Origin of the sequence: Sporosarcina sp. P3 (assembly GCF_002743415.1) — a bacterium.
Classification (GTDB): Bacteria; Bacillota; Bacilli; order Bacillales_A; family Planococcaceae; genus Sporosarcina; species Sporosarcina ureae_A.
On sequence record NZ_PDZE01000004.1, the window covers coordinates 12,057 to 24,883 of the forward strand.

The window sequence follows — 12,827 nt, forward strand, 5'->3', positions numbered from 1 at the left end:
GTTCATAAAGAACTAAGGAATACTGTCGCAAGGCCTAAATATATGACGACACTGATTACGTCGTTAAGAGTGGTAATAAATGGTCCTGAGGCAACAGCCGGGTCCACTTTAAGTTTATGCATAAATAATGGGATAAATGAACCAGAAATAGTGGCAACGAAAATGGAAACCATCATGGCTGCTCCTACAAGTAAAGCAATAACTAATTCATGCTTCCAGATAAAGATCAATAAGACTACGAAAATCGCACAAATTACACCTGTAATAATTCCAGTACCCGCTTCTCGTATTAGTAACTTGATCTTACTTTCATCTTCAATATCACGCGTTGCAATACCACGAACCGCAACAGCCAGTGACTGTGTCCCACTATTTCCGGCAGTTCCGGCGATTAATGGGATAAACGCTGCCAATAGAGCAACTTGAGAAATCGTTTCAGTAAATAAATCAATTAAGTTTGCTGTCAACATTCCGAGTATCAATAAAATCAGGAGCCACGGAATCCGTTTTTTCGCAGCAGAGAATGGGTTCTTATCAAATGTATCCATTGTCGAGACACCGGCAAGCTTAGAATAGTCATCCGATGCTTCTTCATCGATAACATCAATAATGTCATCTACTGTGATAATCCCTAAAATATGTTGTTGGAAGTCAACAACCGGTACAGCCAAGAAGTCATAGTCTTGAATCGTGCGAGCAACGTCTTCCTGGTCATCGGAAACAGACACGCTCACGACACGATCACTCATGATGGAACGAATGAGTGTGTCTTCATCCGCAATAATTAAGTCACGTAACGAAACGACTCCAGTTAAACGCTGAAATTCATCTACAACAAATATATAATAAATCGTCTCAGCGCTTGGTGCTTCACTACGCAAAATAGTCATCGCGGATCGAACAGTGGAATTCTCAGAAACCGTGACGAATTCTGTCGTCATGATCGAACCGGCTGTATATTCCTCATAGTGTAGTAATGCTTTAATTTGAATCGCTGCTTCTTTATCCATCAACGTTAGATAGCTAACGACTTTCTTTTTATCTAGTTCTTTCAGGACATCAACCGCATTATCCACAAACATGTATGAAATCATCTCTGCGGCATATGTCGCGTCCATCTCCTCAAGGAACTCTTCGTATTCATCTTCTTCAATTTCACTTGTTTCAAATACTTCCGCAAGTTCTTTTGGTGATAGATAAAAATACATCAATTCCCGAAGCTCTGCACCAACTTCTTCATAAAAAGTCGCTCGATCATATGGATGTAGTACTAGATATTCCTGTCTGAACGAATGGATATCTTCGTTGATCAGCAATTCTCGCAATTTATCTACATCCAAAACGATTTCACTTTTCACTTGTTCTGGTTGAGTAGTCATGATTTCACACCATCCCTTCTGCCTATACAGTACGCCCTCACGCACTAGTAAGTTCCTCTACACCGTACATATTACGTTACATTAACAAAGTTGCTGTTGTTGAGAGAATCCGTACACTTGCTGACTTTGCCGTAAATAGTATTTCATATCTTCCGGCAACGGACTAGTAAAATGCATTCTCTCTTTCGTGATCGGATGAAGCAAGCTAACGCCAGAACAATGCAATGCTTGGCGTGGAAATAGGTTTGAGTTTGCACCGTATAAATCATCCCCAACAAGCGGATGACCGAGCCATTGCATATGCGCACGGATTTGATGTGTACGGCCTGTGTGCAACGTCAAGTCTATGACGGAGAAATCATCTGCTTCATTATGATAATGGGCCTGTACCGATACATCCGTTTTTGAATATTGACCATCTTCTCGTACAATTCTTTCAATAATACTGCCTTCTTTTCTGCCAATCGGCTGTTCGATCGTCACAAAAGGTGTTGTCATGATACCTTCTGCGAATGCTGTGTATTGACGCTCAAACAAATCTTGCGCCATCTGCTTGCTCAATAGATGATGAATATGGCGGTTTTTTGCCACACAAATAATACCTGATGTATCCGTATCAAGCCGTGTCACCATATGAGCGGTTGAAAGTATACCTTCTCTTTCAAATTTCCCACAGACAAAATTCGCAAGCGTTCCAGAAGGATGATTGCGAGAAGGTATTGTACTTTGTCCCGCTGGTTTGTCAAGCACTAGAAGGGTTTCATCTTCATATAAAATGGATAAAACGCCTTCTTGTGGAGTCAACCCCTCACTTACCTGTTCTGGAGGAAATACTATTGTCACTTGATCATGTGGCTGCAACGTATGTCGCACGTTTTGAGACTGTCCATTCACCAGAATCTCTCCGCCGCGATATTTAATAGCTGTTAGTGTCGTTTTAGAAATTTCATGCTGTGCCAAAAATTCACGAAGCAATCCACTTTCCTTCACAACGAATTGTAATTGAAACAACGTATTATTTTTTCTTTTCATCATCTTCACGTTCATAGATTAAGTCACTCGCTACGAATGATTCTTCTACACGTTTCCAGAATGGGAAAGGACGGAAGCGTGCAAAGCCCATTTTTTCATTGGATACTTTGTATTCAATGGATTTAACATCTTTATGAAGGAGTTGCAAATGATCGACTGTTACCATGAAATCAGGACCTTTTACAGGTGTCAATGTACAGATGTGATGATCCGGTAAAATGAGTGGAGATCCGACTGTACGGAATACACGATTATTAATAGAGGCCATTTCCGTCAATTGCATAGATGGCAATGAAGGGTGGATAATCGCGCCACCAAGAGATTTACTATACGCAGTTGAACCAGATGGTGTTGACATGCAAAGTCCGTCTCCTCTAAAGCGTTCAAAATGTTCTCCATTTAGTTCAACATCCATCACTAACGTCACTTCAGGTGACTTAACTGTGGATTCATTCAACGCTAAATAGGATGCACTTTTTTCAGAATGACGATAGTTAATCGTCACTTCAATCAAAGGATACTCGATGACTTCATACTCTTGTCTAGCGATCAAAATTACCAATTTTTCTATTTCAGACGGTTTCCAATCTGCATAAAATCCTAAGTGTCCCGTATGAATACCCACAAATGACGTCTTATCCAAGCGGTGTATGTATTTATGGAAAGCATGTAACAGCGTTCCATCCCCACCGATGGATAAGACAATATCCGGCTCTTCTTCATCGTATTTCAAACCGAAATCGCGTAAATACACACGTGCTTCTTTCATTAGCTTATTGGATATTTCGTCATTTCGCGACTGAATTGTGAATTTCATTACGTCACTTCCATTCTTTTTGTGAAATTTTTTTGCCATATATTAATTCACCTTTTCCAGTACCGGCTTGAATACCTCTTCGACGGCTGTACTGAATTCCTCGCCATAGTTATCATTACCCTCAATATTAAAAATCAACGCTCGCAATTCTTCTGCAACGCCCGTTAATTGTATTTTCTCATCTTGCCAAATCAAAACAGGTTCAACTTGTTGTAATAGCGTATCCACTAGTCCACTCCAGCTGTCTTTTGGGAAATATGCATAACGATAGCCGTTTTCATGATCAAATATATAGACAAATGATTGTCGATCTGTGTCTGTTAACATTTTTCCAGTTGGGAAACCTAACGGCCACTCTGCCTCAGGATTCAATGTAAATTGTACTTCATTATCGATCTGACTTGTTTCAATGATTGTATTTTTTATATCCAAGACATCCACTTCCTTAATTATAGACTTTACGTTTAGTCTACCATATGCCACACGTAGTTGCATTTCGTTATTGTGCATTATGGTAAGAAAGTTGGTATAATAGATATAATATATGAATTCATTTAATATCTTGTATAAACAGGAGGAAAAAGTATGAATCTTGACCTCATTAACACTCGGTTACTCCTTGAAATCAATACATTGCAAACTCTTGGAGCGGTTCAGTCCTTTGGTAATCGTCCATCGACTAGCTCCAATGAATTTCAAATGATGCTTACACACTTGTTAGAAGGCAATCAAATGAACCCTGAATCCGTACAACCATCCGGGCAACTATTCAGCCAAGGAACCCCATCCATACCGTTCGGAATAGCCACAAACCCGGTTGAAGAAAATAGCGCCACACCACCTGCCGCTTCGTCATCAGGAACCAACAATCTATATGCTGACATCATCAAACAAGCTGCTGACAAATATCAACTACCGGAAAAGCTAATTGCCGCTGTCATTAAACAAGAATCCAACTTTAAAAGCAATGCAAAAAGTCACGCTGGCGCAGCCGGACTCATGCAACTAATGCCAGGCACAGCCAAATATCTCGGTGTTTCCGACCCTATGGATCCAAAGCAAAACATCATGGGCGGAGCCAAATACTTGCGCAACATGCTCAACCAATTCGGCTCAAACGAAATGGCACTTGCGGCGTATAACGCCGGACCGGGGAACGTAAAAAAATACGGAGGCATCCCCCCTTTCAAAGAAACCCAGAACTATGTAAGAAAAGTCATGAACTACTACCAGCAAATGGTTTAATCTTCAAGTTGCCGACTTTTCACCGTGTTGATCAAGAACGATCTAGTTGATTGTAAGCGCAAGGCACCGATCAACGACACCTATCCTGTCGCTACTTATCTTTAAAGTCACTATTCTCCACAATATATAAGATCTACTTAACCAATCTGCTATATAACAAGAACCAAAATAAGTTCTTTTATTTGTATAGAAATTTGTTCGTTGATAGAATACAGATACAGATGAACGAGGGGGTGTGAATTTAATGACTCGAAAACCTGTCATCCCTTTTGAGGAGATCGGCGAGAAAAAGTTACATGAACTAATTGATACATTTTATGCAAAAGTGGCTGTTCACCCAGATCTCATTCCAATATTCCCTGATGATTTATCCGAAACCATTAGGAAGCAAAAACAATTTCAAACACAATATCTAGGTGGACCCAATTTGTTCACTGAAGAGCACGGACATCCTATGATGAAAGCTCGACATAACCCTTTCCCTATAACACCTACACGCGCAGAAGCATGGCTAGCTTGCATGGCTGAGGCAATGGACGACGTAGGACTGGAGGGTCCACTTCGGGATGTCTACTATAAACGCCTTGTCTTAACAGCCAACCATATGGTAAATAGGAACGAGGAGGAAGATCAGTGAACTATCTAACTGTTATTGATGATACGTTACACTACTCTGCTTCAGTAAAGCCCATTGAACTCTATGTATTTCTAGATCCTTATTGTAAGGATTGTTGGTCACTGCAACCGATGCTACGTAAAATGCAAGTCCAATACGATCATTATTTTACGTTACGTATTGCGTTGAGAACACCTATGACAAAACTGAATCCACCTGCTTTGATTGATCCGAATGATGCGCAATCCACCAAGCGGTCAAATCCTTGTTTTCCTAATATTGCGGTAAAAGCTGCTGAGTTCCAAGGTAAGAGAGCTGGATTCCGTTACTTGTCTTGTTTACTAGAGTATTCCTTTTTGAAAAAGCGTGACGTCGCATCCTATTCAGTACTCATTGAAATTGCTGCACGCATTAATTTAGACGTAGATGAATTTATCGCAGATTTTACTTCTGAAGAAACATCACGTGCTTTGCAAATTGATACGTATTTAGGTAACGAAATGGAAGTGGATGAAGCACCAACTTTCGTCTTCTTCAACAGCAACATTGAAGACGAAGGACTGAAAGTGAGCGGTCTCTACGACTATGCAATCTACGAACAAATTTTAGAAGAGCTAATCGGTGGACAACTTTTACCAGAGATGCCTCCTTCTATTGACTCTTTGTTCAACCGCTTCGATCTACTCACAACGACAGAAATCGCAGAAATGTGTCACGTGACAGAAAAAGAAGCTGAACGCGAGTTAAAGAAACGCCTACTGAAACAAGAAATCGAACGAATCCCATTTCAGGATCGTACGTTATGGCGAAAAAAGCAACCTAATTGTTCACTAATTAAATAGTCCTTATACTAGTCGAAGCCCACCAATTACTTGGGGGCTTCGACTTTTTACTATGAAGATAACATAAAGAAAAGAGCATCCGCTCCTGGGGGGGAGTGAATGCTCTTCTTCAAAGGGAATGGGAGAAATGTTCACGTTCAAACAAAAGGGGTGTATGTTTGGTATGTGATTTATTCCACATTTACACCATATCATAAATGACTTATGACTTCAACAAATTATAACAGCTTTCATCCAAATGTCACAGTCTTTGCCAACCTTTGTCGAAACATGTAATTGAAAATTATCCCCTTTTTGCTAGTAGATGTTCCAGCTCATCCAATCGTGCTTCAAATACTCGGCAAGCTTCTTCAATCGGCTTGTCAGATGTCATATCGACACCCGCTTTCTTAAGTACTTCAATAGGATAATCGGATGAACCTGCCTTCAAGAAGTTTGTAATATAACGTTCTACTGCAGGCTCTCCCTCTTCTAGAATCTGCTTACTGAGCGCTACAGCCGCACTATAACCTGTTGCGTATTGATAGACATAATAATTCATATAGAAGTGAGGAATACGTGCCCACTCCAAACCAATTTCCTCGTCACTAACAATCGCGTCGCCGTAATACTTTTTGTTTAAAGCATAATATTCCTCTGTTAATTTTTCAGCAGTTAACGGCACACCTTCTTGATCTAGCTTATGAATTAAGTGTTCGAATTCCGCAAACATAGTCTGACGGAACACTGTCGCACGGAATCCATCTAGCCAGTAGTTCAACAAGTAGATTCGCTGATCTTCATCTGTCGTCACCTTTAATAAGTGATCATTTAGCAATGCCTCATTGACAGTTGACGCTACTTCCGCCACAAATATAGAATAGCCGCTATAGATGAATGGCTGATACTTACGGGAATAATAACTGTGTACACTATGTCCGAACTCATGTGCTAACGTAAATAGATTGCTTACGTTGTCTTGCCAGTTCATTAGGATGTAAGGGTTTGTTCCGTAAGAACCTGAGGAATACGCGCCTGAACGTTTCCCTTTATTTTCACGAACATCCACCCAGCGATTATCAAGACCTTCTTTTACAACAGCTCGATAATCATCACCGAGTGGATGGAAACTTTCAAGCATAGTTTCTTTTGCTTCCTCGTACGTATATTTCATCTCGGTATCTTCCACTAGCGGCGTGTAGATATCCCACATATGAAGCGTATCCACATTCAATACTTTCTTACGCAATGCAACATAGCGATGCAATAAACCAAGATTTTTATTGATTGTAGACAATAGATTTTCATATACTTGCTCCGGAATATGGTTATTGGATAATGCTGCCGCTCTTGCAGAACTATAATTTCTAATTCTAGCATTCACATTATGCCCTTTTACATTCCCGCTTAACGTCGAAGCAAATGTATTTTTGAACTCCCCATATCTTGAATACATTTCTTTAAATGCTGCTTCGCGAACTTTCGGATCCTTGCTCTCTAGGAATTGTGAATAACGACCATGTGTCAATTGAACTTCATTGCCATCTTCATCTTTGACCAAACCGAAAGTTAAATCCGCATTGTTTAACATGCTAAATGTTTCAGAAGATTTTCCGGTTACTTCAGACAACTGCGCGATTAATTGTTCTTGTTCTGAAGATAAAACGTGCGCACGCTCTGCATTCAACTCTTCAAATTCCTGTTTGTATAAACGCAAACCTTCATGTGATTCAATCGTTTCATTTAATTGCTTTTCATCAATAGAAAGTAATTCTGGAGTGAAATAAGATAACGCTGTAGATATTTTCACAACTAACGTTCTAATTCGTCCGTCCATTGCCTGATAAAAACTATTCGTTGTATCCTGATCTGTTTTTAGATGGGCATACGTATACAATCTTCGTAGACGTTCCGCCAATTTATCACGATAGGTTAACGCTTCAAATAGTGGACGAGCGCCATTTCCAAGTGTTCCTTTATACTGTTCTGCTTCTTTAGCCATTTCTTCAATTTTGCTGTATTCTTTATCCCACTCTTCATCAGAAGAAAATATATCTTCTAAGCGCCATGTTTCTTCTTCCGATACTTCATCGCGCGTCAATACTTTGTTTTCATTCGTCAATCCAATTCCTCCTTCTGCATTTACCGTTATTTGATTCCCTTGTATTTTCTCAATTCTTCGCATGCATTGCAAGAAATCGCCCTGAAAGTATTTCCAGCACAAAATCTCTTCCTGTAAATTTATCCAATCGGTAGATATCTATGCGTTGCTCCCTCAAGAAATCCACATAGTTTTGACATGCTTCCAATTGTTGGCTCGAATCCCCTTCAAATGTTTTGACAAATGAATGAAGAATGGAGCGATCGAATTGGAAAGGTGTCCTCCTCGTTTGACGAATGGCCGCAATTAGTAGTAGTTGCCATTCACAATCAGACTCTGTAAATGCTGCTTGCCCAAATGTCGGAACACCAATCCATGCGGGTAATTGAATAGGTTGCACACGCATTTCATAACACGCACGCAAAAAGCGATGATGGATACCTCTTTGATTATACCCAATTACCGACCGGAGATACTTTCGACGTGCGGATTGATAGTGACGTGCGAGATCTTCTATATCTTTTGTAGATGGAGTCGCAGGAATAGCGAATGGAATCGTTTGATGTTTGATTCGCATAACGGAGTGACACATCGCAAACGTAGTACCACGAAGGTGAATGAAGTGACTGAGATAGTGAAATTGTTGCTTTGATGGATTGTATGTTAAAAAAATTGATACTGTTTCTTTCGTACTTGAATGCATGTGGCGAATAAAGTGTTGGTGGAATTGAGTCAATCGATAGGTAAGAACAAATGCTAACGTGTCTTGAACTTGAGGAGGTGTTAGTACGATCCATATAGGGAGCATATTTACGCTATGGTAGCCTGCGTTACGCTCGAGAATACGTGCAATGGGGATTGTGCTGCATTGAAACTCGATAGGAATTTGCTCGTTTTGCCATGTGACCAGCAGATCAGGACGTTGCCGAATAGCAGGCAGATACGGTTCCATTTCAGTGTGTAAGGGAAGTTGTGTAAATAGTTCATAGAGCTGGATTTTACCGAGCAGATGGGTTGGGGACTCCCCTTCTGAAAAGCTGTCTCGGCAGGTGGTTTGCTTTAAGTGAGCAAAATGTGGGATTATAATGTCGCCGACTTTCAGGAGTACGTGTTCTTTGCATTGAGGACAATGAAAGGTTTCGTTTTTACGCCACTCTCGTAAGTTGGACAGGGACAACTGCCGTGTTAGCACGACTTGCTTCCCGCCACTTGTAAGAGCTGTTAACAAGGCCTTCACACTCCTTCTCTTCTATACTACGAATTTTCTGTTTAGTTGGCAAGAGGCAAGCTACATGTTTTGAACTAGGTTAGTACATTGAGGAGTTTTCCACAGTACCCAACTAAGAAATGCGGTTGACGGAAAGACTAGGCGGCTGCGAGTCTTTGTTACTTTTAGTTGGGGTCGTTGCTCGACTGGTTGTTGGGTACTGAATTCATTGAGAGTTTGCTTTCTGGACCCGCGCCGTAGTGAAGACAATGAACTTGCCACTTAGATTGCCAGCTAAATCACAACCTCCTAGATGAACAAGAAAAAGAAAAGCACTTGCAAGCAACCGAACGCCACTTATTACACACGCTTTACAAAAACGCAACCCGACAAGTACTTGACCTAGCCCCACTTACTACCAAACAAAAGTCTATCGGTAGTTGTGGCAACAAAAAAGGCTACCAAGATACTGGTAGCCTTTTAGAGTATTATGAGAAATATTTAGTTACTTGTTCAAATACGTCAGATCCCATGACTTCCTTGCCGTACTCATCTATACGATGAATAGACATCTTAGACACTGCACCGTATTCTGTTACCATGCTGGCAATGTCCTTCGCACGTTTTTTCTCAATGCGAGAATAATCGAAGCGTAAGTTGAGATAATAACGATCCTCGAATGCATATAGTTGCGAATCAAATTCGTCTTCTAGTGACATCATCTTCTTAGCTAATGGTATAATCTGGTCAAACTCATTGAAAACAAATAATCTATCTGTAACTTGCAACTCTTCTTCACTTTCCTCTTCAGACTCAGTAATCGCATCGAAAATTGGGTCGAATAATTCTTCTGGATCTTCAATTCCAAAAGGAAACTGTGATGATTCTGCGTTCTTCGGAAGATGTGCGCGTGTTACAATCACTTCAATGCCTTCATTCATAGCGTTGACTTGAATCCAAAGTGGACCTTCCACTTCAAATTCCGTATCATCACCAAGTTCATCCATCATATCCCAGAAGAGCTCTTCGCTTTTGTCGCGGTTATACCAGACGTCTTCTTTACTAAAACCACGGGCTTCAATATCTCCATAGGATAAATTAAACTTTACCGTGTTTTCATTAATGCGCTCTATTTCCATCCCTTATCTCTCCCTTCTGTAGAACAGGCCCTCCCCTGTCATATACTAATACACACTTGCAATGCTTATTACTACTATATGTCGACTTCGACGTTTTCGTAAGGGTTAATTGTATTTCATTTTACTAATGTTTGCATTGAAGTGGCTCATCTAGAGGAATACAAGGGAATATCAATTCAAAAAAGCTGATAGGCACAATTGTATCCCGTGTCATCCCTATCAGCTTCTGTTATTAAGATTAGTTTACCATTCGCCGCGCTTCGAGCAGCTGATAGGCTCTAACTTTTCTCGGTAGGAAACGACGAATCTCATCTTCATTATACCCTACTTGGAGTCTTTTTTCATCTAGAATGATTGGTCTTCTTAAAAGACCTGGATGTTCTTGTATCAATTCATATAGTCTTTGAAGTGGAAGACTTTCCACGTCAACATTTAGCTTTTGAAAAATCTTGGATCGTGTTGAAATAATTTCGTCAGTACCATCTTCTGTCATGCGAAGAATTTGTTTGATCTCTTGAATATTTAATGGTTCAGAGAAGATATTACGCTCTGTATACGGAATCTCATGTTCCTCCAACCATGCTTTTGCTTTTCTACAAGATGTACAACTAGGCGATGTATAAAGTGTGACACCCATTTATTGACACGTCCTTTCCCACGGCTTACGCTCATTAGATTTGGTATATTTGCAATTCGTGTAGTTCACTTTAGAATTATTATAATTAATGTCTATACTGTTCATTATACACATAATCATTCTCAATTAATATAGTTTTTCGAAAAAACTTTTACGGAATTCACAATTTCTTATTTTTCAACATTTCAGTAGAGAATCATGCAGTTTTCTGCGATAAATGAACATCTTCTCCTTTTATACCCAGAGTAGAAATGTTTTAAACATCTCATTTGTAAATACATGCATTCTCATTTAGAAAATGCTTCTGCTAATTATTCCCTCACTATATAGTACGTACAGGTGTACTGAAAGGTTTCATGTTGCACAAATCTTTTTCTTTTCATCTAATCAAAGTTGCATTTTTTTTAAGGTATCGCTATAATCTTAAGCAATAAGTGAATGGCAATGAAGGAAAAAGTATTTTTGTGATAGTTTTTGTAGAGAGCTTGTATAAGGTGAAAACAAGTAAAACTGCACAAAAAGAATGGGCTCCTGAGCTTGATGGATGAAAAGAGTACTCCATCACGTCTTCCCACGTTACGGGAATTGAGCGGCTACTTAGTAGCAATTCGGGTGGTACCACGGTTACCTTTCATCAATCGTCCCTATGTCTAGGGATGACTGATGTTTTTTTTATGCCTTTTTTCACGTACGATTCAGACTGTTTCGTTCCAGTCGACAATTAAAAGGAGGATACATGATTATGAAAACCATTTTTTCAGGCGTACAACCAACAGGTGTCATCACATTAGGAAACTACATTGGCGCATTTCGTCAATTCGTTGAACTACAAAACGACGAGGAGTGTATTTTTTGTATCGTAGATCAGCACGCAATCACAGTACAACAAAATCCAGATGACTTAAAACAAGCGATTCGTTCATTAGCCGCAACGTATATCGCAAGTGGAATTGATCCAAATAAATCCACATTGTTTATCCAATCAGAAGTTCCAGCTCATGCTCAGGCTGGATGGATCATGCAATGCATTTCGTACATTGGCGAACTCGAGCGTATGACACAATTTAAAGACAAATCAGATGGAGCAGAAGGTGTCTCTTCCGCACTTCTTACCTACCCTCCATTAATGGCTGCGGACATTTTATTGTATAACACGGATATCGTGCCTGTCGGGGAAGATCAGAAGCAACATTTAGAGCTAACTAGAGATCTAGCAGAGCGTTTCAATAGCCGTTATGGAAAAGTATTGACCATTCCAGCCGTTCGTATTCCTAAAAATGGAGCTCGGATAAAATCTTTACAAGATCCACTGAAAAAGATGAGTAAATCTGATCCAAATAAAAAAGCGACGATTACGATTTTAGACACACCAAAAGAAATTGAAAAGAAAATTAAAAGTGCAGTAACCGATTCAGAAGGTATCGTGAAATTTGATGTAGAAAACAAACCAGGTGTTTCTAATTTATTAATTATCGAATCTTCATTGAGTGGTTTATCCATAGAAGAATTAGAAGCAAAATACGAAGGCCAAGGCTACGGAGCATTTAAAGCGGGTGTCGCTGATGCGATTAACGAACACTTAGCTGGAATCCAAAAACGTTATCACGAACTAATCAACTCTCCTGAACTCGATGCAATCCTCGACCAAGGAGCTGAAAAAGCAAATGCCATCGCTGCCACCACCCTCAAAAAGATGGAGGCCGCGATGGGCTTGGGACGTACACGGTAAGTAGCAATAAAATAATCGCTGCTACCAACATCATAAAATCCGTCGACTGCAATATAAAAATTAAAATCTGTCGGTAATTATAACCAAGCGCAGAATAATTCAAG

12 protein-coding genes and 1 other annotated feature are annotated in these 12,827 nt (G+C 39.9%); of the genes, 4 read left to right on the forward strand and 8 right to left on the reverse strand.

Annotated features, from left to right (window positions below):
- Positions 1 to 2: 2 nt before the first annotated feature.
- The 4 genes from mgtE to CSV61_RS06335 all read right to left on the reverse strand — a co-directional run bounded on the left by mgtE (position 3) and on the right by CSV61_RS06335 (position 3,660).
- Positions 3 to 1,379 carry a magnesium transporter gene (gene mgtE, locus CSV61_RS06320; protein ID WP_083035265.1) on the reverse strand — a complete coding sequence of 459 codons (1,377 nt, stop codon included), beginning with the start codon at positions 1,377 to 1,379 and terminating at the stop codon, positions 3 to 5.
- Positions 1,380 to 1,460: 81 nt separating this feature from the next.
- The gene (locus CSV61_RS06325; RefSeq protein ID WP_233193533.1) at positions 1,461 to 2,426 is read right to left on the reverse strand and encodes an RluA family pseudouridine synthase; all 966 of its coding nucleotides are present in this window, start codon (positions 2,424 to 2,426) and stop codon (positions 1,461 to 1,463) included.
- A complete protein-coding gene (locus CSV61_RS06330) occupies positions 2,395 to 3,228 on the reverse strand; it encodes an NAD kinase (protein WP_029052471.1) in 834 nt (277 codons plus the stop codon). The genes CSV61_RS06325 and CSV61_RS06330 overlap by 32 nt, the downstream gene beginning before the upstream one ends.
- Positions 3,229 to 3,270: 42 nt before the next feature.
- Positions 3,271 to 3,660, reverse strand: coding sequence for a UPF0738 family protein (locus CSV61_RS06335; protein WP_099638510.1), 390 nt, complete (start codon positions 3,658 to 3,660; stop codon positions 3,271 to 3,273).
- A gap of 153 nt (positions 3,661 to 3,813) precedes the next feature.
- Between CSV61_RS06335 and CSV61_RS17290 the strand changes: the two genes are divergently transcribed.
- The 3 genes from CSV61_RS17290 to CSV61_RS06350 all read left to right on the forward strand — a co-directional run bounded on the left by CSV61_RS17290 (position 3,814) and on the right by CSV61_RS06350 (position 5,931).
- On the forward strand, positions 3,814 to 4,473 hold the full coding sequence (locus tag CSV61_RS17290) for a lytic transglycosylase domain-containing protein (RefSeq protein ID WP_099638511.1): 660 nt from the start codon (positions 3,814 to 3,816) through the stop codon (positions 4,471 to 4,473).
- A 244-nt stretch (positions 4,474 to 4,717) separates the two neighbouring features.
- Positions 4,718 to 5,110 carry a globin domain-containing protein gene (locus tag CSV61_RS06345; RefSeq protein ID WP_099638512.1) on the forward strand — a complete coding sequence of 131 codons (393 nt, stop codon included), beginning with the start codon at positions 4,718 to 4,720 and terminating at the stop codon, positions 5,108 to 5,110.
- Positions 5,107 to 5,931, forward strand: a complete 825-nt coding sequence (locus CSV61_RS06350) for a DsbA family protein (RefSeq protein ID WP_083035261.1) — start codon at positions 5,107 to 5,109, stop codon at positions 5,929 to 5,931. Before CSV61_RS06345 ends, CSV61_RS06350 begins: the two co-directional genes overlap by 4 nt.
- Positions 5,932 to 6,214: 283 nt before the next feature.
- Here CSV61_RS06350 and pepF read toward each other — a convergent pair whose 3' ends face one another.
- The 4 genes from pepF to spxA form a co-directional block, all read right to left on the reverse strand.
- A complete protein-coding gene (gene pepF, locus CSV61_RS06355) occupies positions 6,215 to 8,032 on the reverse strand; it encodes an oligoendopeptidase F (RefSeq protein ID WP_233193534.1) in 1,818 nt (605 codons plus the stop codon).
- A gap of 49 nt (positions 8,033 to 8,081) precedes the next feature.
- The gene (locus CSV61_RS06360; protein ID WP_158233785.1) at positions 8,082 to 9,239 is read right to left on the reverse strand and encodes a competence protein CoiA; all 1,158 of its coding nucleotides are present in this window, start codon (positions 9,237 to 9,239) and stop codon (positions 8,082 to 8,084) included.
- Positions 9,240 to 9,706: 467 nt separating this feature from the next.
- A complete protein-coding gene (mecA, locus tag CSV61_RS06365) occupies positions 9,707 to 10,357 on the reverse strand; it encodes an adaptor protein MecA (protein ID WP_099638515.1) in 651 nt (216 codons plus the stop codon).
- Positions 10,358 to 10,595: 238 nt separating this feature from the next.
- Complete coding sequence (spxA, locus tag CSV61_RS06370) at positions 10,596 to 10,994, reverse strand: transcriptional regulator SpxA (RefSeq protein WP_009765721.1); 399 nt, start codon at positions 10,992 to 10,994, stop codon at positions 10,596 to 10,598.
- Positions 10,995 to 11,429: 435 nt separating this feature from the next.
- Positions 11,430 to 11,643: a binding site (T-box leader), on the forward strand.
- A gap of 93 nt (positions 11,644 to 11,736) precedes the next feature.
- Between spxA and trpS the strand changes: the two genes are divergently transcribed.
- A complete protein-coding gene (gene trpS, locus CSV61_RS06375; protein ID WP_099638516.1) occupies positions 11,737 to 12,723 on the forward strand; it encodes a tryptophan--tRNA ligase in 987 nt (328 codons plus the stop codon).
- Positions 12,724 to 12,827 lie beyond the last annotated feature (104 nt).

Bases quoted from the DNA above. Each gene is read 5' to 3' on its own strand.
- CSV61_RS06325 (WP_233193533.1), bottom strand. From the start codon at position 2,426: ATGAACGTGAAGATGATGAAAAGAAAAAATAATACGTTGTTTCAATTA.
- mgtE (WP_083035265.1), bottom strand. From the start codon at position 1,379: ATGACTACTCAACCAGAACAAGTGAAAAGTGAAATCGTTTTGGATGTA.
- trpS (WP_099638516.1), top strand. From the start codon at position 11,737: ATGAAAACCATTTTTTCAGGCGTACAACCAACAGGTGTCATCACATTA.
- CSV61_RS06330 (WP_029052471.1), bottom strand. From the start codon at position 3,228: ATGAAATTCACAATTCAGTCGCGAAATGACGAAATATCCAATAAGCTA.
- mecA (WP_099638515.1), bottom strand. From the start codon at position 10,357: ATGGAAATAGAGCGCATTAATGAAAACACGGTAAAGTTTAATTTATCC.
- CSV61_RS17290 (WP_099638511.1), top strand. From the start codon at position 3,814: ATGAATCTTGACCTCATTAACACTCGGTTACTCCTTGAAATCAATACA.
- spxA (WP_009765721.1), bottom strand. From the start codon at position 10,994: ATGGGTGTCACACTTTATACATCGCCTAGTTGTACATCTTGTAGAAAA.
- CSV61_RS06345 (WP_099638512.1), top strand. From the start codon at position 4,718: ATGACTCGAAAACCTGTCATCCCTTTTGAGGAGATCGGCGAGAAAAAG.